This window comes from Novosphingobium mississippiense (genome assembly GCF_044029535.1).
Taxonomy (GTDB): domain Bacteria; phylum Pseudomonadota; class Alphaproteobacteria; order Sphingomonadales; family Sphingomonadaceae; genus Novosphingobium.
Genome location: NZ_CP147003.1, coordinates 540,600 through 566,380 on the forward strand (window position 1 = coordinate 540,600; position 25,781 = coordinate 566,380).

27 protein-coding genes and 3 pseudogenes are annotated in these 25,781 nt (G+C 59.9%); 15 read left to right on the plus strand and 15 right to left on the minus strand.

The window, feature by feature from the left end; all coding sequences use genetic code 11:
• Positions 1–351: 351 nt before the first annotated feature.
• On the minus strand, positions 352–840 hold the full coding sequence (locus WBP06_RS21050; RefSeq protein ID WP_395336934.1) for a GNAT family N-acetyltransferase: 489 nt from the start codon (positions 838–840) through the stop codon (positions 352–354).
• Positions 840–1,133 carry a DUF1778 domain-containing protein gene (locus WBP06_RS21055; RefSeq protein ID WP_395336936.1) on the minus strand — a complete coding sequence of 98 codons (294 nt, stop codon included), beginning with the start codon at positions 1,131–1,133 and terminating at the stop codon, positions 840–842. The genes WBP06_RS21050 and WBP06_RS21055 overlap by 1 nt, the downstream gene beginning before the upstream one ends.
• A 606-nt stretch (positions 1,134–1,739) precedes the next feature.
• Between WBP06_RS21055 and WBP06_RS21060 the strand changes: the two genes are divergently transcribed.
• The gene (locus tag WBP06_RS21060) at positions 1,740–2,318 is read left to right on the plus strand and encodes a hypothetical protein (RefSeq protein WP_395337599.1); all 579 of its coding nucleotides are present in this window, start codon (positions 1,740–1,742) and stop codon (positions 2,316–2,318) included.
• On the opposite strand, the pseudogene WBP06_RS21065 reads toward WBP06_RS21060, so the two are convergent.
• Positions 2,242–2,879: pseudogene (locus WBP06_RS21065) on the minus strand (IS3 family transposase); the annotation flags it as partial. The gene WBP06_RS21060 and the pseudogene WBP06_RS21065 overlap by 77 nt on opposite strands.
• Before the next feature lie 281 nt (positions 2,880–3,160).
• On the minus strand, positions 3,161–4,063 hold the full coding sequence (locus tag WBP06_RS21070) for a LysR family transcriptional regulator (RefSeq protein WP_395336939.1): 903 nt from the start codon (positions 4,061–4,063) through the stop codon (positions 3,161–3,163).
• A gap of 79 nt (positions 4,064–4,142) precedes the next feature.
• Here WBP06_RS21070 and WBP06_RS21075 point away from each other — a divergent pair, with 79 nt between their 5' ends.
• Genes WBP06_RS21075 through WBP06_RS21085 form a run of 3 tightly spaced genes read left to right on the plus strand, consistent with a single transcriptional unit; the run spans position 4,143 to position 6,524 of the window.
• On the plus strand, positions 4,143–5,147 hold the full coding sequence (locus WBP06_RS21075) for a polysaccharide deacetylase family protein (RefSeq protein WP_395336941.1): 1,005 nt from the start codon (positions 4,143–4,145) through the stop codon (positions 5,145–5,147).
• A 46-nt stretch (positions 5,148–5,193) separates the two neighbouring features.
• Positions 5,194–5,904 (plus strand): SDR family oxidoreductase, encoded by a 711-nt coding sequence (locus WBP06_RS21080; protein ID WP_395336943.1) that lies wholly within the window; start codon positions 5,194–5,196, stop codon positions 5,902–5,904.
• A complete protein-coding gene (locus tag WBP06_RS21085) occupies positions 5,901–6,524 on the plus strand; it encodes an ester cyclase (RefSeq protein WP_395336945.1) in 624 nt (207 codons plus the stop codon). The genes WBP06_RS21080 and WBP06_RS21085 overlap by 4 nt, the downstream gene beginning before the upstream one ends.
• Before the next feature lie 44 nt (positions 6,525–6,568).
• On the opposite strand, the gene WBP06_RS21090 is transcribed toward WBP06_RS21085, so the two are convergent.
• Positions 6,569–7,474 (minus strand): LysR family transcriptional regulator, encoded by a 906-nt coding sequence (locus tag WBP06_RS21090; protein WP_395336947.1) that lies wholly within the window; start codon positions 7,472–7,474, stop codon positions 6,569–6,571.
• 145 nt (positions 7,475–7,619) lie between these two features.
• On the opposite strand from WBP06_RS21090, the gene WBP06_RS21095 reads away from it, so the two are divergent.
• The 3 genes and pseudogenes from WBP06_RS21095 to WBP06_RS21105 all read left to right on the plus strand — a co-directional run.
• The gene (locus WBP06_RS21095) at positions 7,620–8,393 is read left to right on the plus strand and encodes an SDR family oxidoreductase (protein ID WP_395336949.1); all 774 of its coding nucleotides are present in this window, start codon (positions 7,620–7,622) and stop codon (positions 8,391–8,393) included.
• 72 nt (positions 8,394–8,465) lie between these two features.
• Positions 8,466–9,842, plus strand: a complete 1,377-nt coding sequence (locus WBP06_RS21100) for an aldehyde dehydrogenase family protein (RefSeq protein ID WP_395336952.1) — start codon at positions 8,466–8,468, stop codon at positions 9,840–9,842.
• Between the two features lie 103 nt (positions 9,843–9,945).
• Positions 9,946–10,746: pseudogene (locus WBP06_RS21105) on the plus strand (IS3 family transposase); the annotation flags it as partial.
• A 282-nt stretch (positions 10,747–11,028) separates the two neighbouring features.
• Here WBP06_RS21105 and WBP06_RS21110 read toward each other — a convergent pair.
• Positions 11,029–11,217 carry a hypothetical protein gene (locus tag WBP06_RS21110; protein ID WP_395336954.1) on the minus strand — a complete coding sequence of 63 codons (189 nt, stop codon included), beginning with the start codon at positions 11,215–11,217 and terminating at the stop codon, positions 11,029–11,031.
• A 10-nt stretch (positions 11,218–11,227) separates the two neighbouring features.
• On the minus strand, positions 11,228–11,737 hold the full coding sequence (locus tag WBP06_RS21115) for a hemerythrin domain-containing protein (protein WP_395336957.1): 510 nt from the start codon (positions 11,735–11,737) through the stop codon (positions 11,228–11,230).
• Positions 11,738–11,936: 199 nt separating this feature from the next.
• On the opposite strand from WBP06_RS21115, the gene WBP06_RS21120 reads away from it, so the two are divergent.
• Both WBP06_RS21120 and WBP06_RS21125 read left to right on the plus strand, forming a co-directional pair.
• Complete coding sequence (locus tag WBP06_RS21120; protein ID WP_395336959.1) at positions 11,937–12,200, plus strand: DksA/TraR family C4-type zinc finger protein; 264 nt, start codon at positions 11,937–11,939, stop codon at positions 12,198–12,200.
• 14 nt (positions 12,201–12,214) lie between these two features.
• Positions 12,215–12,847: an alpha-ketoglutarate-dependent dioxygenase AlkB gene (locus tag WBP06_RS21125; protein ID WP_395336962.1), complete on the plus strand. Its 633-nt coding sequence runs from the start codon at positions 12,215–12,217 to the stop codon at positions 12,845–12,847.
• 197 nt (positions 12,848–13,044) lie between these two features.
• Here the strand turns inward: WBP06_RS21125 and WBP06_RS21130 are convergent, their stop codons facing one another.
• From WBP06_RS21130 to WBP06_RS21150, 5 genes are read right to left on the minus strand one after another with little or no spacing between them, the layout of a single operon-like run.
• The gene (locus WBP06_RS21130; RefSeq protein WP_395336964.1) at positions 13,045–13,632 is read right to left on the minus strand and encodes a DUF1989 domain-containing protein; all 588 of its coding nucleotides are present in this window, start codon (positions 13,630–13,632) and stop codon (positions 13,045–13,047) included.
• Complete coding sequence (gene gntA / locus WBP06_RS21135; protein WP_395336967.1) at positions 13,629–14,321, minus strand: guanitoxin biosynthesis heme-dependent pre-guanitoxin N-hydroxylase GntA; 693 nt, start codon at positions 14,319–14,321, stop codon at positions 13,629–13,631. The genes WBP06_RS21130 and gntA overlap by 4 nt, the downstream gene beginning before the upstream one ends.
• 47 nt (positions 14,322–14,368) lie before the next feature.
• On the minus strand, positions 14,369–14,545 hold the full coding sequence (locus WBP06_RS21140) for a hypothetical protein (RefSeq protein WP_395336969.1): 177 nt from the start codon (positions 14,543–14,545) through the stop codon (positions 14,369–14,371).
• Positions 14,542–15,156 (minus strand): ankyrin repeat domain-containing protein, encoded by a 615-nt coding sequence (locus WBP06_RS21145; protein ID WP_395336972.1) that lies wholly within the window; start codon positions 15,154–15,156, stop codon positions 14,542–14,544. The genes WBP06_RS21140 and WBP06_RS21145 overlap by 4 nt, the downstream gene beginning before the upstream one ends.
• Positions 15,146–17,254: a catalase gene (locus WBP06_RS21150; RefSeq protein WP_395337554.1), complete on the minus strand. Its 2,109-nt coding sequence runs from the start codon at positions 17,252–17,254 to the stop codon at positions 15,146–15,148. Before WBP06_RS21150 ends, WBP06_RS21145 begins: the two co-directional genes overlap by 11 nt.
• A gap of 636 nt (positions 17,255–17,890) precedes the next feature.
• Here WBP06_RS21150 and WBP06_RS21155 point away from each other — a divergent pair.
• On the plus strand, positions 17,891–18,148 hold the full coding sequence (locus WBP06_RS21155) for a hypothetical protein (protein ID WP_395336974.1): 258 nt from the start codon (positions 17,891–17,893) through the stop codon (positions 18,146–18,148).
• A gap of 414 nt (positions 18,149–18,562) precedes the next feature.
• On the opposite strand, the gene WBP06_RS21160 is transcribed toward WBP06_RS21155, so the two are convergent.
• Positions 18,563–18,772, minus strand: coding sequence for a hypothetical protein (locus WBP06_RS21160; RefSeq protein ID WP_395336976.1), 210 nt, complete (start codon positions 18,770–18,772; stop codon positions 18,563–18,565).
• A 766-nt stretch (positions 18,773–19,538) separates the two neighbouring features.
• Between WBP06_RS21160 and istA the strand changes: the two genes are divergently transcribed.
• A complete protein-coding gene (istA, locus tag WBP06_RS21165) occupies positions 19,539–21,059 on the plus strand; it encodes an IS21 family transposase (protein WP_395334184.1) in 1,521 nt (506 codons plus the stop codon).
• Positions 21,049–21,828 carry an IS21-like element helper ATPase IstB gene (gene istB / locus WBP06_RS21170; RefSeq protein WP_395329209.1) on the plus strand — a complete coding sequence of 260 codons (780 nt, stop codon included), beginning with the start codon at positions 21,049–21,051 and terminating at the stop codon, positions 21,826–21,828. Before istA ends, istB begins: the two co-directional genes overlap by 11 nt.
• Before the next feature lie 88 nt (positions 21,829–21,916).
• Here the strand turns inward: istB and groL are convergent.
• Together groL and groES are read right to left on the minus strand one after the other, a co-directional pair.
• Positions 21,917–23,137: pseudogene (groL, locus tag WBP06_RS21175) on the minus strand (chaperonin GroEL); the annotation flags it as partial.
• Between the two features lie 56 nt (positions 23,138–23,193).
• Positions 23,194–23,508 carry a co-chaperone GroES gene (gene groES, locus WBP06_RS21180; protein ID WP_395337555.1) on the minus strand — a complete coding sequence of 105 codons (315 nt, stop codon included), beginning with the start codon at positions 23,506–23,508 and terminating at the stop codon, positions 23,194–23,196.
• A 271-nt stretch (positions 23,509–23,779) separates the two neighbouring features.
• On the opposite strand from groES, the gene WBP06_RS21185 reads away from it, so the two are divergent.
• The 3 genes from WBP06_RS21185 to WBP06_RS21195 all read left to right on the plus strand — a co-directional run bounded on the left by WBP06_RS21185 (position 23,780) and on the right by WBP06_RS21195 (position 24,966).
• Complete coding sequence (locus tag WBP06_RS21185; RefSeq protein ID WP_395336978.1) at positions 23,780–24,016, plus strand: hypothetical protein; 237 nt, start codon at positions 23,780–23,782, stop codon at positions 24,014–24,016.
• Entirely contained in the window at positions 24,013–24,282 is a 270-nt protein-coding gene (locus tag WBP06_RS21190) for an usg protein (protein ID WP_395336981.1), read from the plus strand. Before WBP06_RS21185 ends, WBP06_RS21190 begins: the two co-directional genes overlap by 4 nt.
• A 210-nt stretch (positions 24,283–24,492) precedes the next feature.
• On the plus strand, positions 24,493–24,966 hold the full coding sequence (locus WBP06_RS21195; protein ID WP_395337556.1) for an Hsp20 family protein: 474 nt from the start codon (positions 24,493–24,495) through the stop codon (positions 24,964–24,966).
• Positions 24,967–25,781: the final 815 nt, after the last annotated feature.

A 25,781-nucleotide genomic window follows, 5' to 3' on the forward strand; every position in this document is an offset into this window, starting at 1 on the left:
CGACCGCCGAGATGCCCATATGGATGATCGCAAATTCGATCTGGGAAAGCCTTCGTCATGGCGACAGCCTTCGCCGTCGAACGCTGGCTATGGTCAGGACGGGCAAGCCTACCGAGTTCAGGTCGGCGGCGAGATACTCTGGAATTTGAGGCCCGTTCAGGACTTTTCTGCTTCCCGGTGCTGGGGGTGGGGCGAGGAGATAGGGGTAATCAGCGCCGCTTGGTGAGTATCTTGCATGAATGCGCCATCAGGCGCGATCAAGAGGTGGGAGTGTAGCGGTAGCTGGGATACGATGAGCTGCCCCTTTTCCCTCTGGCAAATCCGGGAATTGCAAGTCTGGCCAGAGCGCGATCAAAGGCTCGCTTTCAAATCGTCGAGCGAGATCATCAAGGTCATGTCATTGGTCGGAGATGGCAGGAAGCCCAATGCGAGATAAAACGAACGCGCTTCGGCGCTGATGGCATGAACAACGATCGCGCGAATGCCGATTTCGTCGCTTGCTGCAATGACGCGCTTAGCCGCATCGCGAACGAGTCCGCGACCTAGCTGCCGACCCTGATAATCCTGTGTTACCGCAAGCCGCCCAAGTACAACCACGGGAATGGGATCCGGCATGTTCCGCCTCGTGCGGGACGCAGCGTCGTTGCAGGTGATCGCTCCCGATGCGAGCGCATAGTACGCCACGACCCGTTCGCCGTCGCAAACGACGAACGTACGGCTGGCTCTTGCAGTCTGATTGCTTCGGGCTCGTCGTATCAGCCAATCGTCCAGCGACGGAGTTCCCGAATTGAAGCCTGATAGATCGTGATGAGGCCCCAGAGGTTGCGGCGCCGTGAGCATTACCGTGTTTCCCACGGAGCCTTTGTCTGCATCAGTTCGCGAAGCTTGCCGTTCGACTGTGGCGGGGCATCGAGCAGCATCAGAAAACGATCGTAGGTTTCACGATCGACTGAAATCAGGGTCTGATCGAGAATGACATTTTCAGCAGCGACTCTAGCAGCTTCGATCATGAAATCCGAACGCGTGCGACCCAGGAGGGCCGCGCCCCGATCGATGATCGCCCGCGTGTCACTGCGGACTCGCAAATTGACGGCTTTGGTTTCCCTGTCGGGTGAGGGGCTGATTGATGGCATGGTTACTCCTACGAGCAATCTCATAGCTTTTTAGATACACATTGTGTATCTAAAATAACCTTGCGGGCAGGTAAGGGGTGTATCTGCCTTGTCCAACCGGATTTGAATGGCCCCCACCCCCGGTTCGCTAGCCCCTGCGGTTACTCGAGACCTCAAGCTCGAGGCGGACCCGTTCGGCTCATTGTCTATGCTGTTCCGCAAGGCGCGGATACGGGCAGTCGGTGGGCAGCGCCGAAATCCAGGTCACAATGCGCGATCATGACGGGTCGCGATGCCGGGCAATTGCCGCAAAGCCTGCCATAGGGAAGTGGACATCGCATCGCTCGTGTCAACGACGTTTCAGGAACAGGGCTTTCATTGAGCGGAGCGCCCGCTTCCCACCAAGTCACAGGATCACAGTGGAGTTGTCGCGGCCGGCTTCCCGAGAGGCCCAATTCTGACGCGCAGCACCGGCCGTTGACAGCCGGGTGACATTCCGCCATTCCATTGACGGCCTTACCTCCAAGCCTGTCGCCAAGCTAAACAGGTTGAGTTAACTCGGCTTTTCCGCGAACCCAGCGGTCAGATCGATTAAATGGCGACCGACACGACCCCCTGGAGTTCGGAATGGCTATCTTGTTGCCCACACCTCAGAACGTTCGTTTGCTCAAATCGATCCTGATGGATGATTTTGAAATGCGCTCGGCGCACGCGACCGAAGCAATTGCCGCGCTCATTGGATTTGCGTCAAACACATCGTTCTTGAAGATATCCAAGTCTTTGCCGGAAGTGACGGTCTATGAGGCCAATTTCGATGCGTTCGAGAAGCGCGCCATACATCTTGGCTACGATCGAACATCGGCCGAGTACCTGCGGTTCCTATACAAGGCAATCGAGTGGCCGGAGCCTGCCTGGAGATTGTTCAAAAAGCGGGACGTCGCCGGTAGAGATGCATGGTTCTACGAATGCGAGCGTCGAAAAATTCCTTTCCTGTATATAATCAAGGCCGTGAAATATTGCGCCGTCCACTGGGACCACACCAGTTTGGACTCGAAATATGACCGCATGGTCCGGCAGACCGCAGAAGGTAATTTGGGCAGACAACTGCGCCACTCCTATCAGCTAATAGCTTCCGGTCGACGAAGTCGTATGCCCAGACGTGCCCCGGATACTCAGGCCGCAGCCGGATACACGAACCATCGTTGAGCCATAACCGGCCCCGCTTGGGTTGCTTCTGCGGCACCTTCAGGCCCTCACGCCGCCAGATACGCTCGACCCGCTTGCGGTTCACCGCCCAGCCCGCATCACGCAGCAAAGCCGTAACCCGGCGATAGCCGTAGCGACCATATTGTCGTGCCAGTGCGACGATGTCGTCGGTGAGCGCTTCCTCGTCATCTGCCCCGCGCGGGACCTTGCGCTGCGTTGATCGGTGCTGGCCAAGCACCCGGCATATCCTGCGCTCGGATACCGGCAGTTCGCCACGCACATGATCGATACAGCGCCGCCGGCGCGCAGGGCTCAGAAGTTTCCCCGGGCCGCCTCCTGCAAGATCAACTTGTCGAGCGTCAGGTCAGAGATCGCCCGCCTGAGCCGGAGATTCTCCTTCTCCAGATCCTTCATCCGCCGCGCCTGGTCGGTCTTCAGACCGCCATATTCCTTGCGCCAGCGATAATAGGTTTGTTCGGTAACCGCGATCCGCCGACACGCATCCGCTGTCGTCCCGCCCTGCGCCAAAACGATCTCCGCCTCACGCAGCTTGCCGATAATCTATTCCGGCTTGTGCCTCTTGCCCATTTCCAAACTCCTTCATGATCCAAAATAACAGAGATTTTGGACCACTCAGAAGGGGGCAGATCAATTTCTGCCGGAAGTGCTTTCCGGCTTTCCGGAAGAAAATGGCGCAGTATTGTTCATCGTAGGGCTATGGCGAAAACGTAGTGCTCATCACTATCGGCTGCGGTCCGCCACATTGATCAATTTTCAATATTTATGAACGACTTACCGCCGATGATCGCCCTTTCCACGCCATCGCCCTCCCTCGTCGCCAATTACGGATTCGCATTAAGCGCGGCGTCGATATGATCTGCAAGCTCATCCAGCAGGATCCGTACTTTGAGCGACAAATGTTGAGCGCTTGGATAAAGGGCGACAATAGGCGCTTCGCCGCCATCCCAATCCGGTAGCACTCGCTCGAGCCGGCCTGCCGCGATATCCTCAGCGACATCAACTTCCGATTTCAGCATGATGCCAAGGCCGTCCCGTGCCCAGCCATGCGCGACATCGCCGTCATCGACCTGTAGCCTGGCGAAGGCGGTTAGATTTGCGGTCGCTCCGTTATGCCCATGCAGGCGCCAGGGTTCCATCAATGTGCCGTAGCGTAAGAAAGTGTGCGCCTTCACCGCTTCCGGCGTGGCCGGACGACCGAAATGATCAAGATAGGCGGGCGCCGCAACCAGGATACGCCGGTTGTTGGCAAGCTTTCGCATCATAGCCGAACTGTCGGCGAGCGCTCCGATGCGGATCGCGACATCCAGCCCTTCGCCGACGAGATCGACTACCCGGTCATCGAGTTCCAGCGTGACAGCAAGGCGCGGATAGCGCCCGGCAAGTTGTCCAAGGACAGGCGCGACGAAGCGCCGACCGAAGGCGATCGGGGCACTAACCCGCAAGGTTCCTGCCGGCTCGGTGCGCGCCCCGGCCAGTCGCCCTTCCGCCCCTTCCAGGGCTTCGAGAGCTTGCATAACATCGGCCAACAGACGCACGCCTTCGTCCGTTGGGCTGAGTGCCCGCGTGGTGCGATGTATCAGCCGAATGCCGACGCGGCTTTCGAGAGTCGCAAGCCGCTTGCTGACCACTGCCAGCGTGACACCGAGCCGCCGCGCTGCGGCCGACAGGCTCCCCTCCGCAAGGATGGCGCGAAACGTCTTCAATTCATTGAGGTCGTCCAGCATCAATTATCAACCCTCGTGCAATAAATCATCGCTTTCTGGATATATTATCAGTTTATGCGCGATGGTCGATATTGGGCTCATGACGAATGAAGCCATCACCATCACCCGTCGAACGCTTCTCGGCAGCAGCCTTGCCGCAATGGCTGGATCCGCGATGGGCACCCCCATGAACGCAAAGGAGATCGCCATGAGTGCCGTTGAGTCATTCTGGCCCGACAAGGCGCGCCTTGCTGTCAGCTTCTCGCTCATGTTCGAGGCCGGCGGCCAACCGATCTCCGGAGCGGGCGGCGTCATCCCTGATCGCATTGAGAAGGGGCTGCCGGATTTGCCGACCAACGCCTTTTTCCAGTACGGCGTCTATGAGGGCGTACCGCGCATTCTTGATTTGATGGACAAGCATCGGATCAAGCTGTCGTCCTTCATGATCGGCCAGGCGGTCGAAAAAGCGCCGGACCTGGCGCGAGAAATCGTTCGGCGCGGCCATGAGGTTGCCGCCCACGGAAGGACCTGGGAAAACAGCTACTTCCTCGCCCCTGATGCCGAACGGCGTTTCATCGCCGACAGTGTGGAAAGTATTCAGAAGATCACTGGCCAGCAACCGATTGGCTGGAACGCTTACTGGATGCGCAACTCGCCGCGCACGCTCGATATCCTACAGTCACTCGGCTTCCAGTACCATATTGATGAGCCAAGCATGGACGAACCGTTCATCGTCAGGCTCAAGGGCGGTGACTTCGTCACCGTGCCATATACCTTCCACATGAACGACATTGTTTCGTTCCCCTTCGAAAACTACAACCCTGCAGCCTATGAGCAGGCGCTAAAGGACGAATTCGATCAACTCTACGAAGAAGGTGCGCACCGGCGTCGGATGATGGTTGTGTCGCTACACGATCGCATCTCCGGCCACGCCAACCGGGTGCGCGCGCTCGATCGCTTTCTAGCTTATGCCAGATCAAAGCCCGGAGTGTGGTTCGCTCGCAAAGACGAGATCGCGAAATGGGCGACCGAGCAGCGCACGATAACCCCCATTTTCGACCGCGGCGCGCCGACGGTCAGTGGGTTGCCCGGCTCAGCCACCTGATCCCTGACAAAGCCGTCTATTTACCCCAGCAGGAAGAACTTCAATCATGACTCCTTCCCTGAAAGGCAAACGCGTCCTTATTGTCGGCGCAGCCGGTGGCATCGGCGCCGCGACGGCTGAGGCCTTCGCCTCGGCGGGGGCCTCAGTCCTTGCCGCTGGCCGGCCCGGTCCCAAGCTGGAAGCGCTCGGAACCCGGATCGCGGCCGAGCCCGTCGCCCTCGACATTCTTGACAACCCTGCAATCGAAGCCTTCTTCGATAAGGCATCGCCCTTCGATCACGTGGTGATCACAGCGGCCGCGACCAAGGGCGGCACCGTCGACGCCTTGTCGCTTGAGGATGCCAAGGCCTCCATGGAAAGCAAGTTCTGGGGCGCTTATCGCATCGCGCGAGCCTGCAGAATCGCGGATCGCGGTTCGATCACGTTCGTCTCGGGCTTTCTCTCCCGCCGGCCGAGCGCGAGTTCGGTGCTGCAGGGCGCGATTAATGCGGCCCTGGAAGCCCTCGGGCGCGGCCTGGCGCTGGAACGGGCTCCCATCCGGGTCAACACTGTGTCGCCCGGCCTGATCGACACGCCACTCTGGGGTGGCATGGGCAAAGCCGAGCGCGAGGCCATGTTCGCCCGCACGAGGGAACGGCTGCCGGCACGCCGGGTCGGTCAACCTGAGGATGTCGCGCAGGCGATCCTCTTCGCAGCGACCAACCCCTTCGCTACCGGCAGCACCATTGTAGTCGACGGCGGAGGCACCATCGCTTGAGACGCACCCCGCTCGACCTGAAACCCGGCTGCCGGCCAGACGTCCTCGCGACGACAACGGAGCGACCAACCCTGAAAGGATTGAATATCGTGCGTCACCTGCTTGCTACAGCCACCATCATCGGCGCGCTGTTTTCGACACCAGTGGATGCCGCAGAGGTGAGGGGCGAAGATCCCGTCATCGGAAAGACCGTCTCGACCGCGCAGAACGAAGCGACGATGAAGGCTACAAAAGCCTTCTATAAGTTCTGGAACACCGGCGATGAAACCGTGCTTAAGGCCGCGATCGCGCCGACCTTCACCGATCACACGCTGCCGCCAGGCCGCCCCCAAGGACCAGAGGGCCCGTCCTTCGCCTCAAAGAATTTCCGCACCGCGGTTCCCGATCTCGGCGTCGAGGTGAAAAAGATGATCGTCGCAGGCGATTATGTAACGGTGCACATGGAGTTCAAAGGTCATTTCACCGGCACCTTCGGCACCACGAAGGGCCAAGGACAGGCTATAGACTTCATCGCGACTGACCTGCTCAAGGTGACGGATGGGCGCATCACTGACAACTGGCACATCGAGGACAATCTGACGCTGCTCTCGCAAATGGGCGTAGCAACCTTGGCCCCATGAAGCCGCGCACTGAACCGGTGGGGGATGTCCCTTGGGTTATAGCGTTACAGTTCCAGAAGCTGCCGCTTGAGCAGTTCCTCAAGCCAGTCAGCGAAGACCTGCAATCGGCGCGAGAGGTGCTGCCTGTGCGGGTAGAGCACCGTCATTGGCATGGATTCGGCGCGATGTTTCGGCATGATCTCGACCAATTCCCCCGCATCGAGATGTCGTCGCACGTCGTAAGCCGGGATTTGGATCAGGCCAAAGCCGGCGAGGCAGCAGGCGATGTAGGCTTCGGCGCTGTTGACCGTGACGCGGCCTCTTAGCGGCAGAGTGCGCAGAGCGCCGTCTTCGATCCACTCCCAATCCTCGACCCGGCCGCTGGAGGGTGACGCATAGTTGACGGCGCAATGGTCGCCCAGATCATCCGGCGATTGTGGCGTTCCGTTCCGCTTCAGATAGGCAGGGCTTGCAACATTGATCAATGCCAGTTTGCCGATGGGCCGCGCGATCAGACCGGAATCGCTTAAGGGGCCGACGCGCAGCACGCAGTCGACGCTGTCCTCGACCAGGTTGACGGCCCGATCGGTCACGCCGAGATCGATGTCGATCTGCGGATAGTGATCCAGGAACTCAGGCAACGCCGGGGCAATGATGAGCCGCCCGATCCGGCCGGGGACATCGATCCTGAGCCGGCCCGATGGCTGTGCCGCCGTCTGGCGGAACAGGTTCTCCGTGTCCTCGACATCAGCGATAACCTGCTGACATCGCGCATAGAAGGCTGCTCCGTCCTGGGTTGGAGACACTTTGCGCGTCGTGCGATGAAGCAGCCGTGCACCGACACGGCCTTCCAGTTCCTGAACCGCCGCCGAGACCGATGATCGAGGAATGCCGAGCGTGTCGGCAGCACGGGTAAAGCTCGCGCATTCGACGACGCGGGAGAAGATGCGGAACAGGTCTATGCGATCCAAGTGGTCGTCACCCCAATTGCACGGATTTTCTGACAAGTGATGTCAGAATGATCGTCTTTATCGTGTAATCCTAGACGGTATTGTCGTCTTCAGGAAGCGGCCCCGACATCGATGAGGTCGCGCAGCCGGCAAAAGGAGGCCGCCCATGACCGATCACAGCATCAAAGGCAAAACCGTCATCATCGCCGGCGGGGCGAAGAATCTTGGCGGACTGATCGCCCGCGACCTCGCCGCGCACGGCGCAAAGGCGATCGCGATCCACTACAACAGCGCAGCCAGCAAAGCCGATGCCGACGCGACTGTCGCCGCGGTGAAGGCAGCCGGAGCCGAGGCCGTGGCTTTTCAAGCGAACCTGACGACGGCCGGCGCGACCGAGAAGCTGTTCGCCGATGCCGTCGCGGCGATCGGCCGACCGGATATCGCCATCAACACCGTCGGCAAGGTGCTGAAGAAGCCGATGGTCGAGATCTCGGAAGCCGAATATGACGAGATGAGTGCGGTCAATTCCAAGGCGGCTTTTTTCTTCCTCAAGGAGGCCGGCAAGCACGTCAACGACAATGGCAAGGTCTTGACCGTGGTCACCTCGCTGCTCGGCGCTTTCACGCCTTTCTACGCCGCTTATGCCGGCACCAAGGCGCCGGTCGAGCATTTCACGCGGGCGGCGTCCAAGGAGTTCGGCGAGCGCGGCATCTCGGTGACGGCGATCGGTCCCGGGCCGATGGACACACCTTTCTTCTATCCGGCCGAAGGCGCAGATGCTGTCGCCTATCACAAGACGGCGGCAGCCTTGTCGAAGTTCTCCAAGACCGGGCTGACCGACATCGAGGACATCGTCCCCTACATCCGCTTCATGGTTTCCGAAGGCTGGTGGATGACCGGTCAGACCATCCTCGTCAACGGCGGTTACACCACGAAATGAAGCTGCAGCACCCCGGCAGACCTGCCATTGCTGGGGCGCTTCTCTTCACGTCGGAATTGAAGGGAGGTCACGATGACCAATCCGTTCCAGTCCATGCTCGACGCCCAGCGCGAACATTTCCTGAGCAATGCGACCAAGAGCTATGAATGGCGCATCGACCAGCTCGATCGCATGGAGAGGATGCTCACCGACAACAAGGATGCGCTCTGCGCGGCGCTGCACGAGGATTTCGGCAAGCCTCCCTTCGAGCAACTGTTCGAGATCACTGTCCCGATGGGCGTGATCCGCTATTATCGCGAGAACCTGAAGGCGCTGATGGCGCCGGAGCCGGTGAAGATTCCGGACGGCCTCGAAGCAACCGGCAATCGCGGCATCATCTACAAGGAGCCTTACGGCGTCACGCTGGTGATCGGGCCGTTCAACGCGCCGATCCTGCTGCTGCTCGACCCGGCCATCGCCGCGCTCGCCGCCGGCAACACCGTGATCCTCAAGCCCGCCAACACCACGCCGCGCACGGCCGCGCTGCTGGCCGATCTCGTGCCGCGCTATTTCACTCTGGAGAACGTCAGCATCGTCACGGGCGGGCGCGAACAGATTTCGGCGCTGCTGGAGCTGCCGTTCGACTTCATCTTCTTCACTGGCTCCTCGGCGGTCGGCAAGGTGGTGATGCGCGCCGCCGCCGAGCATCTGACGCCGGTCCTGCTCGAACTCGGCGGACAGAACCCGACCATCGTCGATGCCACCGCCAATCTCGACATCGCCGCCGACCGCATCGCTTGGGGGCACAACGCGATCTCCGGCCAATGGTGCATCGCGCCGGGCTATGTCTGCGTGCATGAAAGCGTCGCCGATGCCTTCATCGCCAAGCTCAAGACTGCGATCGTGAAGATGTATGGCGATGATCCAAGCCGAAGCCCGGATTTCGCGCGGATGATCAGCGCGCATGATGCGGAGCGGGTCGCCTCCTACATCCTGCCCGAAAAGGTGGTGCATGGCGGCCGCTTCGATGTTGAGGCGCGCTATGTCGAGCCCACCATCCTCTATCCCTCCGATTGGGCTGACCCGGCTCTGCAACAGGAGGTTTTCGGCCCCGTCCTGTCGGTGCTGGTCTATTCCGACCTCAGGGCGACGATCGACATCATCAAGCGCAAGGCCAAGCCGCTGGCGGCTTATATCTTCAGCAAGGATCAGAGGACGATCGACCTGGTTCTGGCAAGCCTCTCCTTCGGCGGCGGCTGTATCAATCAGACCAACCTGGATTGCTGGATCGACAATCTGCCCTTCGGCGGCGTCGGCAACAGCGGCATCGGCAAATACTATGGCAAGGCTGGCTTCGACGCGCTGAGCAACACCAAGGCCATGCTGATCGGCAATCCCGATGTCGAGCTGGATGTCTTCCCGCCCTATGAGGGCAAGGACATCGCGAAGAACCTGAGCGTGTTTTCCTGAGGGGGGATTGATCGATGCACATGGCGATGGTGATTGGCGGCGGTCTCGTCCTGCTCGGCCTGTTCCTACTGTTCGGCAAGCTCTGGGGCGGCGCCGAGCCGGGGTGTGGAACCGCATCGCGCCCGAGGTGCAGGACCAGATCGTCGAGATGGCGCTGGATTACAGCGAGTTATCACCGCGCGAGCTGGCTGTGCGGTTCACCGACGAGAAGCGCTACTTCGTGTCGGAAGCCACGGTTTACCGCCTGCTCAAGGCCCACGATCTGATCACCAGCCCGGCCTATGTTGTGATCAAGGCCGCCGATCAGTTCCACACCAGGACTACCCGGCCAAACGAGATGTGGCAGACCGATTTTACCTACTTCAAGATCATCGGGTGGGGCTGGATGTATCTGTCGACCGTGCTCGACGACTTCTCGCGCTACATCATCGCCTGGAAGTTGTGCACCAACATGCGCGCCGAGGACGTGACTGACACGCTGGACCTCGCGCTTGCGGCGTCTGGCTGCGACAGCGCCACGGTGCTGCACAAGCCAAGGCTGCTCAGCGACAACGGCCCCAGCTACATCGCGGGCGAACTGGCGGAATACATCGAGGCCAACAAGATGAGCCGCGTGCGCGGCGCCCCGATGCACCCGCAGACCCAGGGCAAAATCGAGCGTTGGCACCAGACGCTGAAAAACCGCATCCTGCTGGAAAACTACTTCTTGCCCGGTGACCTCGAGGCCCAGATCGAGGCCTTCGTCGAGCACTACAACCACCAGCGTTACCACGAGAGCCTGAACAACGTGACGCCCGCCGACGCCTACTTCGGCAGGGCCAGCGCCATCATCCAACAGCGCGAAAGGATCAAACGGCAGACCATCGAACATCGGCGCTTGCTTCACCGCAAGCTCGCCGCCTAACATCAACCCCCAGACGAGGCCCGCACTCCGATAATTTACGCCGCGAGTTGCGCCAAATGTTCTGACGACGGACACTTAGACCCGCGTCTCGCGCCAGGCGGTTCACGATGTGTGTACTAGGCTCAATCTCGAAAAGGTGGAGAAACAAGTCGGCAAGCTCTTGGCGCAGTTCCCGCCTGTTCGGCGGCGGGATGGCACCCCGATCACGATGAGGTCGCGGCGGTGGGCCCGCCGTCTGCACCGAGGCTCCGCGCTCATCTGCCCGGAGCCTCGCGTGGTCGATCAGTCCGGTGTTTTTGCCCGTTGGTCATCTGGATAGTCTTCGGGCATCACCTCGCCGACGCCTGGACGGTTCTCGATATCTTCAGGCTTTTGCGGGCCCTCGTTCTGCTGGTGCTCATCGAAAGCGTCAGGCCTTGCATCACCCAGCCGGCCGCGCTTGGTCTCGGTATTTTGCGTCTCTTGATCCATGGTCGTATCCTCAAGCAGCCAACAGATTGATTGTCTTGGGCTGGGCCGGCGGGAGGCCGGACGCCTTGGCCTGCGAAAGTAGTTCGCTCTTGCGGGCGAGCATGCGGTCGCGCAGCTCGACGAGATCGACATCAGCCTTGCGGCATTGCGCGAACATCCCTTCGGACGGCATCTCCTCCTCGTGCACGTGGTGCTTGATTTCCTCGGACAGCACCTTGACCTTGGCATCGAAGAAATCGTCATCCGGCGACGCTGCCTCGATGTCGTTGATCAGGATCTTGGCACCGTCGTGCTCGACGTAAGCCTCGTCGAGCGTATCGTCCTCTATCTTGCCTCGATAGGCGGGATAGAAGATCTCTTCTTCGATCAACGTATGGATTTTCAGCTCGGTGCAGATTTCCTTCGCGAGCTTTTGCTTCTGATCGGAAGATCTCGCCCCCTCGAATTTCTCGAATAGGTCTTCGACCTTGCGATGGTCTGCCTTCAGTAGTGCAATGGCATCGGTAAAGGATTCTGCCATGGGGTCCTCCTTCTCGGTTTCTGCTTCTAAAATCACAGATCTGCCTTCGCGTTCCCGATTCCTTGGCTATCCCACTCTGTCTCTGGGTGGGGATGCGGCGAACGCGGAAAATCGAGCACCCCCAAGCTCGTCGAAAAGAACATACAGGGGGTGAAATCGATATCTTCGCTTCCTACTTTCAGGAACGAGGAGAAACGGCATGGCCAATGGCTGGGCGCCAGACGGCGCGGTACAGGATCAGATCGAGGACAGTCTCAAGGATGCGGTGGCAGCGGCCCGGGCCTCTATGCCTCGCGGCGAGGGTCTGACGGAATGCGAGGTTTGTGGCGACCGAATTCCTGACGGCAGGCGGCGGGCAATTCCGGGCGTGCGCACCTGCGTGAGTTGCAAGTCGGGGCGCGAACAGCGTCCGGTCTTCTCGAGCATCAATCGCCGGGGCAGCAAGGACAGCCAGCTGAGGTGACAGGTCGAGGAACAATGGCAAGATCCGCCAAGGAGGTCGGGCTGCCAGCGCAAGCTGACCTGTTCGGCGCATTGGCTGTCGAACCTGCCCTGATGCCCAAAGGCCTTGATAGTTGGGACGAGGTCATTCCTCCTTCCGAGGAAAGACGCCTCATAGCACAGATCGACGCATCGCAGCTCGAACCGTTTCGCTTCCAGGGATGGCTTGGCAAAAGGCTTACCCGCTCGTTCGGATGGACCTACGATCACGATACTGGACGCGCGGAGCAGGGGCCGCCCATTCCGGACTGGCTGATCCCGATGCGTTCGCTCGTCGCGGGCCTTCTCGGTCTTTCCCCGGAGCGCTTCGAGCAGGCGCTTGTGATCCGCTATGGTCCGGGTGCCGTAATCGGCTGGCACAAGGACCGGCCGATGTTCGAGCTTGTCGCGGGGCTGTCGCTGGGCCGATCCGCGCTGCTGCGGTTTCGCCGCAGGACCGAGACGGGATTCGAGCGCTTCACCCATGAAGCGCGGCAACGCGGTCGCTATCTTCTCAGCGGGGAGGCTCGCCATCACTGGCAACATAGTATTGCTGAGCTGGACAGCCCTCGCTGGTCGGTAACGTTCCGGACACTTGAGGAAATTGGTATTCGTAAGCGGAGGAAGTAATCACACCGTAACTCCGCGCTCTAGCACCGCGTGCCTCAGCTGTCCGATGACCTCGAAGACAACCATTGGCGAACGGGAAAAAGGATGAGCAATGCAAAATTGAATTAGACAATAAATCTGCCAGCTGCTGGCAAGCCACCGCACCCGTTCCATACCGCAAATTGGATCCGGGAGCGCAATGGCTCGCGGGTGAAGTTTCAGTCGTCAATGCGATAGTCAATCGGTTTGAAGCTGCCGCCGTTGCTCGCGTAAGCCGAGCATGCCGTCAGGCCAATGATCAGGTCCTGCTCTGCGCGGAAGGCAATGTGGTCGCCGGCGCGGCTTGGGGGTGGCAGCACAGAAATCGAACCATCGGCACCGACAGGTACATTCATGAAGCAATTGAAGGCAACAGGAATATTGTCCGCGGCGACACCGAACGGTGTTAGCGCCTCGAGCAAGTTGCCAAAGCACCCGCGATGCTCCGGCTTGTCTGGATAGAAATGCCGGAACGTCTCGACACTGCAGGGCGTTAGGAGGAAATCGTGGCAGCCCACGCTGTCCTCCTCGATTGTCAGCAACACATTAGACCTGTTGGACCAGAGGCGGTTGCCCCGTGTCAGGCGCAACGTCTCCTCGTAGTCGAATGTACGGCCGTTGCTGATCACCTCGCGCACGTCTTGAGCGGAAAACGCCAGTAGATCCGAAACCTGCGTTCCCATTGCGTCGATGACGGAAAGGAGCTGACCTTTCGCCAAACGGAATGCAACGCCCGAGCGCGGGCCGATGCGATGTGGTTCGTTCAAGATGTCGAATGCTCCGGATTTCTGGGGTCATGGAATGGACAGCGCCAATCGGTCCCGACGTGCCTGCCGCTGTATTGCGAGGCCTCGCTCGCGTCGCCATGGCGCGCGAGCATGGGGTTGATCGAGCCGGCGATCTTCACGTCTCGTTCCAGTATGGTCTCTCGGATCTTCTCGTATCGGCCCTGTTCGCGCAATTTTTCAAATTGATCGTGCAGATTGAAAACCATCACTGGCCTAGCGAAGCGGCGGGCAGGGCGGCTGGCGCGTGGGTGCATGCCGACCACGAAAAAGGCCTCACCGCCAAAGCTCAGCGAGAAGTGCGGATCAGAGGGATCGCTGCTGACGCGCTCGTCGTAAGGTAGGCCTAGCCACGCGTCCTTTTCCGTAAGAGATTGCACGCGCTCCCAGAGCGCCCGCTCGTAATCCTTTTCGCTCAGCGGCTCATCATTCGCGAACACGAAGGCGAGGCTGCGAAAAAGCGATGGATCTTCCCGGTAATCCGCCGACCAGTCGTATAGACGGTCGTAGATCATGAGATCGTCCCAACTGCTGCCGATCGAATGGCATATTTCTATCGCCAGCGTTCCTCGCCCCAGCGCGGATTTGGCGCCGACGCAGGGGAACGCTGGTGACGAAACGAATTCAATGAAGCGCTTTTTCCAGAGCGCAGCTTCAGCTTCGGAAAACACGCATGCCCTCCTTCTCCGCTTTGTACCGGTTATCGTGATCGATTGATTCAGTTCAGACCGCTGCGTTCCTTGGCGCCTGTCTGCTCTTCCTTCTCAAGCTTTTCGGCATGCCAAAGGTTCCTGCCGGCAAACACCACGACCATGACCACGAGAATAATGACCGCGACCATGATGCCGGCACGGCCAAGGCGGCGGGAATCAGGCTTGTCCGAGTTCTTTCTCATGGCAGGCCGGCACTCTCTGCGTGCGATCCTCGATTCACCATGGGTCGAAGCGGAGCCGGGGCACTACAGCGGCATGAACGGGACAATCGACGCGCCATTCCCTCGTTCCCTTGTTGGAGCGCGAGGCTCGCCGCCGAGTTTGCCGCCAGATCGAGCATATCGACGAGGGCGCCTCGAGCGAGCAGGAGGTCCACGAAATCCTCGCGGCCAAACAATGCCGCCATCATGAGCGCGGTCTGCCCGGCGAAGTTCGTTGCGTTGGGATTCGCTCCTTCCTCGAGCAGCATCCCGGCAATCGCCAAATGGCCTTTAAAGGTCACGCCCATCAGCGCTGTATTGCCGCGCGAGCCGTCGGGCAGGTCGACGCCGGCGCCACATTGGAGGATCGCGCCACTCGCTTCTCGGTGTCCATGGTACGACGCCAGAATGAAAGGAGTATACCCCTTCGGATCGCAGCTGTCGATCTTTGCTCCGGCGCCGACCAGAGGCGCGATCATGTCGGCTCGCCCGATGCGAGCCGCCTCGAACAACAACTCCTGGAGGCGCTCGGGCAGTGGGAGAGGCGGCAGCCGGCTTCCATCGGTTGCCGGGTTTTGCGGGTCATTTCGCATCCAGATCCACCTTCAATTCCCTGGGCCAGTGACGCAGCGCTGCGATGGCATCCACGAACGCGGCCGCGTCCTTGGCGGAGCCCAGTTTCAAGCAGGCTTCGTCGAGGTCCTCGGCGATGCCGCCCTTCATGAAGATAGGTTCTGCTCCGGGCGACAGGGCAATGAACTTGCCATGCCTGAAGGCATCTCGAACGAAGTCCTGGGCGGTAGCGTCGGTGCTCAAAAGCAGGCCGCCGTCTTCCGACACGAGAATTGCAACCGCATCGTACAGCACAGAGGGGCCACCGTCGATTTTCTGCTTGGCCGCGACCCGCGTGCCATCGCCAAGGGTGACTCCGCCAACCCTTGCCGCGATCACCTCGTAAACCGCGCCTGCCTTCTCGACCGCCTTCACCAATGCATTGTAAACGGCTGCGTCGGCGCCGTCGCTCAGGAGGATGCCAAGCTTGCGCCCCTTGAACGTAGCGGGTCCGTTCTTGACGATCGATAGCGCATCGGAAGGCGGGAGGTCGGTCCTGGTCGGTTTGGCGGCCTGCGCGGGTTCGGGCAGCTCGGGCAATCCCAGGCCTTCAGCTACCTTCGCCGCCAGTTCCTCGTCTATGTTGCGAAGATGCGAGACCATCCGAGCTCGGATGTCCGGGCGTTCTACCTTGGAGAGCTCGAAAACCAGGGCGTCGGCGACGTGTTTCTGCTCGATCGGCAGTTGGCTGATGTAGAATTGCCGGGCCTGACTGTAATGGTCGGCAAAGCTTTCCGGCCGGATTCTCAGCTTCTCACCTTCGGGTTCAGCTGCAAAGCTGCCAAAACCACGCAAGGGATCGGTGCGAGGGCCGCCGATCGTGGGCCCCCATGAGTTCGGCTCGTAGTTCACGCGGCCGACGGGATTGACCATCGCCATGTGACCGTCCTGCTGGAAATGAGCGACCGGGCACTTCGGCGCGTTGATCGGAATATGCGTGAAATTAGGGCCTCCCAGCCGTTTCAGTTGAGTGTCGAGATAGGAGAAATTGCGTCCCTGCAGCAGCGGATCGTTCGTGAAGTCGATTCCGGGGACGATGTTTTGCGTGCAGAACGCCACTTGTTCGGTTTCAGCGAAGAAGTTATCGACGACGCGGTCCAGCACAAGGCGACCAACCGTCCGCACGGGAAGGATTTCCTCCGGGATGATCTTGGTCGCATCCAGGACATCGAAGTCGAAGCTGTCCGCAAAAACCTGATCGAAAATCTGGACACCCAGTTCCCATTCCGGGAAGTCGCCGCCATTGATAGCATCCCATAGATCGCGTCGGTGAAAGTCGGGATCGGCGCCATTGATCTTAACCGCCTCGTTCCAGACCACGGACTGCAAGCCTTGCTTCGGCTTCCAGTGGAATTTGACGAACGTCGAGACGCCTGCTTCGTTCACCAACCGGAACGTGTGGACGCCAAAGCCTTCCATCGTGCGGAAGGATCGGGGAATTGCGCGATCGGACATGATCCACATGACCATGTGCATCGATTCCGGGGTGAGGCTGATGAAGTCCCAGAAATTGTCGTGCGCCGTCTGCGCTTGCGGGAATGCCCGGTCTGGCGCGGGCTTCGCGGCGTGGATGAGATCAGGAAACTTGATCGCGTCCTGGATGAAGAACACCGGGATGTTGTTGCCCACCAGATCCCAATTGCCTTCCCGCGTGTAGAGTTTGACCGCGAAGCCGCGGACATCGCGCGCGAGGTCGAAGGAGCCTTTCGAACCGGCGACGGTCGAGAAACGAACGAAGGCAGGGGTGCGCTCACCGACACGCTGAAAGATGTCGGCCCGGGTGATGTCGGCGAGGCTGTCGGTCAGTTCGAAAAAGCCGTGCGCGCCGTAGCCGCGAGCGTGGACGACCCGCTCGGGAATTCGTTCATGATCGAAATGGAAGATCTTTTCGCGGAAATGAAAGTCTTCGAGCAACGTGGGTCCACGCTGACCCTGTTTGAGGCTGTTCTGGTCATCGGCGATCGGCACGCCCTGCTGGGAAGTCAGGACCGTCTCGCCCTCCGCAGCGACTTGCTGCGTTTCGCCTCCGGTGCCTTGGGGCTGCGCATAACTGTTGGAAATCTGCGCATCGGCCGGGATCGGAGATGCCTTGGCGGGGGATTCTCCGGGCAGCGGCTTGTCCGGCGCGATGTCGTTGGGTTTACGAGAATTTTCGGTAGCGGGTTTCTTAGCCAAGGCTTGCCTCCTGTCGCTTGCGGTTGTCCTCGTCGGTCCGACGGATTGCTGCGCGTTGTAAGGGAAAACAGAGAAGCGGCCCGGTGGTTTCCGGGAATTATTTTCGGGTTGGCGATTCTTGATGATTTTATAACTTTGGTTATGTGTGCATCTTTAAACATTAATTCGCGATTTGTTTGCTGCAGCCTACTTATAGAAAAGAACATTGTCCTTTTCTATCGACATTGACTTCCCGTTCACCATCGCAACCTCATCTACAGAGCCACGCGCCGGGGCTGGAGCAGTTTCAGAATCGATTGCATCGGATCAACTGCTCTAAGCTCTTGGTTTGTCGTGTTTTCATCGCCATCAGGTAACTCCACCTGATTAGAAACGCTCTAGTGAGCGCAGCGCCCGTAGTTCTCGGCTTTGCAAAAGACTGCCGTCGTGCGGCGGTGACATCATTCCGGCGCCGCTCTTATATCGCTAACGTCTGTCGGAGAACGGAACCGAACCTGCCTATCGAGGGTTGCGCGCGGGAATCCTCTAAGGAGCAAGCGCATGCCCAAGTACACGTTTGAGACGCCAGAGGGCGAAGAGATTGCAGTGAACTCCGTAGATGTCGTCGACTTGAGCGAGGGCAGGGACGATCAGGTGACGATCCTGGAAATGGAGGACGGCGATGAAATAGCCGTGCTGGCGACCCGTCAGGAAGTGGTCACCTATCTCGATCTGGACCCCCTTCAATTTCTTTCAGGCGAATATTTCGAAGACGAGATGTCCGAAGACTTCGATCGAGACGAGCCAGATGCCGAGTGATATTTTGCTGCGCAGCCGACAGATGCAATGCCAAGCTATCACAGGAGGGAGGCTAAACGTTCCATGATCCATGGCTGAATAGAAATTGGAGGGCCGCCGGTCGGGGTTTCAAACCGGGCGGCCCTCCAGATGGTGACGGACGAGGCAAGGCCGGTTGTAGGCGAGGAAGCCATAAGCTGCCTGGATTACAAGACAAGCGGATTGGAACAGGTTCGATCCCCATCCTGCATCATCAGTAACTTCGAAGTGGTTGCCCCATCAACGGGACTGCAGCCTTCACCGGTTCAATGAACCTCGCGAAAGCCGCGTCCATGGGATCGGTAACGGAACCGCGCACTGTGCCCGCATCTGTCTGACTGGCCCCATAGGGCCTAATTGGTATTGCACCGCGCGGCATGCAAAGTTCCGCTGACCTCAGAAGGCGAATGCCGTGAGGCTTGGAGCAGGCTCCCTTGGCTTACGGATGGTACAGAGTTTTTTAGCTCCTTCCCAAAGCTCGGCGCTTCTTCTTGCGGCTTCCCGGTGCGCGATGATCAGCGCGGCGGTGAGATCTTCAGCTTTGAATTCCAGGCGCTTGGCCACTCCGTGCCCATCATCCGAAAACCTCAGCGAATAGATCTTCATCATTCTCCTCCAGGCCTAGGTTGTGTGATTTGCCGCCTGTGAATGCGCGTCTGCGTTCAATGGTTCCCGCATTCAATTTGGCGGCAGCCCGTCAACGCCGCAGACTGAGCCTGGTGCCGCCGGAGCTTCCCGTGAACGAGGGGCGGCGCAGACTAATGCGTGTCGACCTACCCCACATCGCCAAAAGTCTTCCATATTGAGCAGAGCTTGCGCTCCCCTCCCCTCCCAAATTTCCGCACGGCGGTCAGGTCTTTCCTGAGCGGCTATGGGCAGCGCCGCAGAGGGGGTGCTTGCCTCGAACGGCACCACTTTTGCAGGCACGGGGCCCTGTTCGGAAAATCTGAGCGTGTACAAAGTCATGGCAAATCCAGACTGTCTGAGTGGGGACGCAGTCAGCTGGTCGGTCGAACCGGCGCATCGATCCAGATGGTCTGCGAGGAACGCTCGTCCCGCTCGGTGAGTAGTCGTGATTGCCCGGGTTTGTACTCATCGCAGCCGTGGGCGGGCATCAATCCCAACCTCTGAGGCCGATAAAGACGGCGCCGATTGCGATGGTCCGACCTGCGCGGTTCGCCTTTGGCACCCGCAACGGCCTAACCCATGGGTGCCGCGTTTGCAGGCTCGTCAAGTTGCGGGAACGCGCGGGAGGCCCGAGCTGTTGATTGCCACTGAGATGTGACCCGGTGGGCGTATAAATTACCATTGAGAATTGACCCATGTTTCCCTCGCCTCCGGCTGCCAGTCGGAGGGTCGTGGAGTGATCGACATGGACTTACTCAGTGTGATCCGCCGGTGGCATTTCCGGCAGAAGATCTCCATTCGGGAGATCAAGAGGCGGACCGGCCTGTCCCGCAATACCATCCGCAAATATCTGCGTTCTGACGCGATTGAGCCGAGCTTCAAGGCTCCGATCCGGCCGAGCAAGCTCGACCCTTACGCCGAGAAGCTGACGGCCTGGTTGCGAGTGGAATCCAAGAAGTCCCGTAAACAAAGGCGGACTGCCAAGCAGTTGCATGCTGATCTGGTCGAGCTGGGATACGATGGCTCTTATAACCGGGTTGCCGCTTTTGCCCGACGATGGCGGACCGAGCTGCAATATGAGCAGCAGACCAGCGGGCGTGGAACATTCGTGCCCCTGGTTTTCCAGCCTGGCGAGGCGTTCCAGTTCGACTGGAGCGAGGACTATGCCGTGCTGGATGGCAAGCCCACGAAGCTGCAGGTCGCTCATACCAAACTGGCGCATAGCCGCGCCTTCATCGTCCGCGCCTATCTGCTCCAGACCCATGAGATGCTGTTCGACGCGCTGACGCAGGCGTTCCGAGTGCTGGGCGGCGTGCCCCAGCGTGGGATCTTCGATAATATGAGGACCGCTGTCGACAAGATCGGGACCGGGAAGGCGCGGCAGATCAACGCAAGATTTGCCGCCATGGCCAGCCACTATCTGTTCGAGACGGATTTCTGCAATCCGGCTTCAGGCTGGGAGAAGGGGCAAGTCGAGAAGAACGTCCAGGACGCTCGGCGCCGGTTGTGGCAACCGATGCCAAGTTTTCCGGGCTTGGCTGAGTTGAACGCCTGGCTGGAAGAGCAATGCATCACCCAATGGAGCGATATCCAGCATAGTGTCATGCCCGGCACCGTGGCCGATGTGCATGCCGAGGAAGTTTCCTGCCTGATGCCGCTGGGCCGGCCCTTCGATGGCTTTGTCGAGCAGATCAAGCGCGTGTCGCCGACCTGCCTCATCGCCTTTGACCGCAACCGCTATTCGGTACCCGCTTCCTTCGCGAACCGCCCGGTCAGCCTGCGGATCTACCCAGATCGTCTGGTCATAGCGGCCGAAGGCCAGATCGTGTGCGAACATGCCCGGCTCATCGAGCGCTCTCATCACAAGCCGGGACGCACAATCTATGACTGGCGGCATTATCTAGCGGTGATCCAGCGCAAGCCCGGCGCCTTGCGTAATGGCGCCCCCTTCCTCGAGATGCCCGAAGCCTTCCGGCAGTTACAAGGCCATCTGCTCAAGCGCTCTGGTGGCGACAGGGAGATGGTCGAGATACTTTCTCTCGTTCTGCATCACGACGAACAGGCTGTGTTGAGCGCGGTCGAGTTGGCTCTGGAGGCCGGTGTCGCCACCAAGACCCACGTTCTAAACGTGTTGCATCGTCTCATCGACGGCAAGGCGCCTCCAGCGTCGCCAATCGATGCGCCTCAGGCCCTGCGCCTAACGCAGGAGCCCGAGGCCAATGTCGTTCGCTATGACAGGCTGAGGGATATCCGCCATGCGTCATGACCCCGCCAGTGCCGCGGTCGTCGTCATGCTGCGCAGCCTCAAGATGTTCGGCATGGCTCAGGCCGCCGACGAACTGATCGAGCAGGGCGCGCCTGCCTTCGATGCTGCCGTGCCGATGCTCGCTGGACTCCTGAAGGCAGAGATGGCCGAACGCGAGGTCAGGTCCATCGCCTATCAGATCAAGGCGGCCCGCTTCCCGGCCTACAAGGATCTGGCTGGCTTCGACTTTGCCGCCAGCGAGATCAACGAAGCCCTCGTGCGCCAGCTTCACCAAGGCGACTTCATGGAAAACGCCGACAATGTCGTGCTGATTGGCGGGCCCGGAACCGGCAAGAGCCATATCGCAACTGCACTGGGCGTCCAGGCCGTCGAGCATCACCGCAAGAAGGTCCGCTTCTTCTCCACGGTCGATCTGGTCAATGCGCTTGAGCAGGAAAAGACCATGAACCGATCCGGCCAGCTGGCAGAACGCCTGCTACGTCTCGACCTGCTAATCCTCGACGAGCTGGGTTATCTGCCCTTCAGCCCATCGGGCGGAGCCATGCTCTTCCACCTGCTCAGCAAGCTGTACGAGCGCACCAGCGTCATCATCACCACGAACCTCAGCTTCAGCGAATGGGCTGGCGTGTTCGGCGATGCCAAGATGACCACCGCGCTGCTCGATCGGCTTACCCACCACTGCCACATCCTGGAAACTGGGAACGACAGCTTCCGCTTCCGCGCCAGCACCGCTGCCCCCAAAGCCAGAAAGGAGAAGCCAGCATCTTGAACCTGCCCCTCAACGGCAGCACATAACCCACACCCACCCGGGTCAATTCTTAATGGAAACCCCGGGTCACATCTCAGTGGCAATCAACAACGGCAGCTCTGGTCGCATGAAGGGCGTCGTCGACCCGGTCCTTGCGCTCCTTGACTTCGACCTCTGTAGCGCCGCCAACGCGGATCACTGCAACACCACCCGCGAGCTTGGCCACACGCTCCTGCAGTTTCTCGCGGTCGTAATCGCTGGTGGTGGTCTCGATCTGCGCGCGGATTTGGGCGACGCGTGCATCGATGTCGGAACTCGAACCAGCGCCATCGACGACGGTCGTGTTATCCTTATCGATGATGATCTTCTTCGCACGGCCCAGCATCGAGACGGTGACAGTCTCGAGCTTGATCCCGAGATCCTCACTGACCAGATTGCCGCCAGTGAGGACGGCGATGTCCTCGAGCATCGCCTTGCGGCGATCGCCGAAGCCCGGTGCCTTGACTGCCGCGACCTTGAGGCCGCCGCGCAGCCTGTTGACCACGAGCGTCGCCAAGGCCTCGCCTTCGACGTCCTCGGCGATGATGAGCAGCGGCTTCCCCGACTGCACTACCTTCTCGAGCAGCGGGATAAGCGCTTGCAGGTTTGAGAGCTTCTTCTCGTGAATGAGGATATAGGGATCGTCGAACTCAACCTTGAGCTTCTCGGCATCGGTGACGAAGTAGGGCGAGAGATAGCCGCGGTCGAACTGCATGCCCTCGACCGTTTCGAGTTCGGTCGCAAGGCTCTTGGCCTCCTCGACGGTGATGACGCCTTCGTTGCCGACCTTCTCCATCGCCTCAGCGAGGATGCGGCCGACTTCCTCGTCGCCATTAGCTGAGATGGTTGCGACCTGCGCGATTTCACTGTTGGCGCTTACCTTCCTGGCGTGGCTTTCGAGATCCTTGACGACGGCGTTTACGGCGAGATCGATGCCGCGCTTGACGTCCATCGGGTTCATACCGGCGGCGACCGCCTTGGAGCCCTCGCGCACAATCGCCTGCGCCAGAACGGTGGCGGTGGTGGTGCCGTCACCGGCCTTGTCGTTCTGCTTGTTGGCGACCTCGCGCAGCATCTGCGCCCCCATGTTCTCGAACTTGTCCTTGAGTTCGATTTCCTTGGCGACGGTAACGCCGTCCTTGGTGATGCGCGGCGCGCCGAACGACTTCTCGATCACGACGTTGCGGCCCTTGGGCCCCAGCGTCACCTTCACTGCGTTGGCCAGCGTATCCACGCCGCGCAGCATGCGATCACGCGCATCGGACGCAAACTTTACTTCTTTGGCAGCCATTGCCAAACTCCTTTCCGGTTTTCCTTCCTGAACGGTTAGAGGGACGGCAGGCGCGCTCAGGCCGCCTGCTTCAGCTGAGCCTGGGTCTCAACAACGCCGAGGATATCACTCTCTTTCATGATGAGCAGATCCTCGTCATCGATCTTGACCTCGGTCCCCGACCATTTGCCGAACAGGATTCGGTCTCCGACCTTGACGGCCAGCTCAGCGAGCTGCCCGCTATCGTCGCGCGTGCCTGGGCCAACGGCGAGGACTTCGCCTTCTTGCGGCTTTTCCTTGGCGGTATCCGGGATGATGATGCCGCCTGAAGTCTTCTCCGCGGCTTCAATGCGGCGGACGACCACACGGTCGTGCAAGGGGCGGAAATGCATGGCAAAACCTCCAGATGCAAAACAAGATGTGATGGGCCTGTCGCTCTTCTGCGCGACAGGTGCGGGCAAATTATGAAAACCGCTTTTGGGCTTCAAGAGGGTGTCGAAAAAATTTTGGCAGTCCCGCCCGTCGAGTGCCAAAGGCGCGGATTCGAGCGGCATGCAGCCGCTGCATTGCATCTTGACGCGACTCAACGAACCAACAAAATATCTCGTGTGCGCCGTCACCGCGCACTTGATAAATCGCGACTCAAGGAAAGGAGAGACGGCCATGTCGCAGCCATTCTCGCGTTTTCTTCACCCCTTCGATGTTGCACATCGGCCGAGCCTGGAGCCGGAAGTGAAGCGTGCCATCCTCGCATCATGGGCTTCCGATCAGTCCGCGGTCCGAAACGAACCCGCCTTGCGTAAACCCCCAGGTGCGAAACGCGTCGTATCGATCGATGACATCCTTGCCGCAAAGCGCGATCTTGATCGAGGCGAGGACACGATGCGCTCGCGACAATGATGGACCGCGGCTTTCTGGCGCAGTTGGAAGGTTACGGGCTGACGACTGCGGAAATCCATTTCTACCTTCCGGATGCGCCTTCGATCCTGCAACTGTTCATCTGGCAGGAATACGATCTTGCGCCTGATTTTCCGGTGCTGTTCGACTTTCTCGACCATTGGCGGCGCGAGATCGAGGGCGCTCTCCATTCAGTCCGGATCGGCCATGACCGTCTGATCCGACCTACCGAATGGCGGCCGGTGAACCATGTCCTGCAGTTGGAATGATATTCCGTCGCGCCGGGGATGAAGCGTCGCCGCCGCCGATGCATCCCGTTCTGCAAAAAATCTTCGAGCCCCATCTTGAAGCGGAGTTCGACTACATTAGCTAGCGATTGCCGGGCGCCGCGTTCGGGCCCGGCGGGACATGGACGACGCCGGCTCTTTTTGTCACCGGCGTAGCTCATGCCCAGATCGCTCAACAGAGGATTTGGAAAAATGAGAACCAACTTTGACTTTGCGCCTTACCGGCGCTCGACCGTCGGTTTCGATCGATTGTTCAACTTGCTTGAGGCGGGTGCACGTGAAGAGGACGGATATCCGCCCTTCGATATTCTGAAGCTCGCCGAGGACAGCTACCGCATCACGCTCGCGGTAGCGGGGTTCAGGGCCGAAGATATCGAACTGGTCGCGCAGCAGAACTTGCTCACTGTCACCGGCAAGCGCGCCGAAGACGACGGCGAATGCGAGTATCTGCATCGCGGCATCGCGGCGCGCGCCTTCGAGCGGCGGTTCCAGCTTGCTGATTTCGTCGAAGCCGGAAATGCCACGTTCGAAAATGGCCTGCTTTCCGTTGATCTGAAGCGCGTCGTGCCCGAGGCGATGAAGCCGCGGCGCATCGAGATCGGACGTGGTGCCCCCCTCGCTGCCCCGCTTGGCGAGGCGAAGGATCAGGTAAGTAAAGCTGCCTGAGCCTGTCTGCTGGCTTGTCGGTGCCGCATCTCTGCCAATACCCTTCGCGCGGCGCCGGCAAGCCATACGTGATCGCTACCGTCGCTGAACGCACGAACGCCAGGGAGGCTCTGGGGCCTCGGTGTCCGAAAACGCCTGGTTTTGTCGCAGATGTGCTTAAGGAGAAGCAGTCCCGCCGATGGTGCAAATGGATTGGCAATTCTTGGGGTAAGAGCCGACCGAGCCGGCTCCGCATGCTTTTCGGACGTTTTTGGGGGCAGGGTGGAGACAAAGAGGATGAGACAGATTGATCCCTCGGACCTGACGCTCTATGCGCTGACGAGCAACGAACTCACGCGGTTCTCACGCGGCGTTGCCCTGGGGCTGCTCGAACCGCCATGTTCCGTGATCCGTCGATCCGACACCGAAATTAGCGTCCGATTTCGTTCCCACCGCGAAGCGGATCGAACGAGAAAGTACATTTCCTAGCGCTCAGATTGCTCGGCACGGGTAGCGCAAAGGGGCACGAATGGTCGCTCAGGGGGCCGCGCACCTCGATCACCCGATTTTTGGGGTGCTTGGCCGCCCCTCTAGGCCTGACGTCAGGCCTAGAGGGGCGCAATCCGTCGGCCATTGGATTTTCGGGACGCGCAGAACCGTCATTGACGGTATGCATGCGAGAGGCGTTACCTGATGCCGGGGCGTCAATGTCCAGTCGATCCTCGCCCCATGAGTATGACGCAGTTTTATGCGGTTGACGAAGACGCGGGAGTGACTTCGCGCTCGCAGTACCGCCAGCCACCTGGCTTCTCGGTAAATGAGCGCGATAAGAGGGG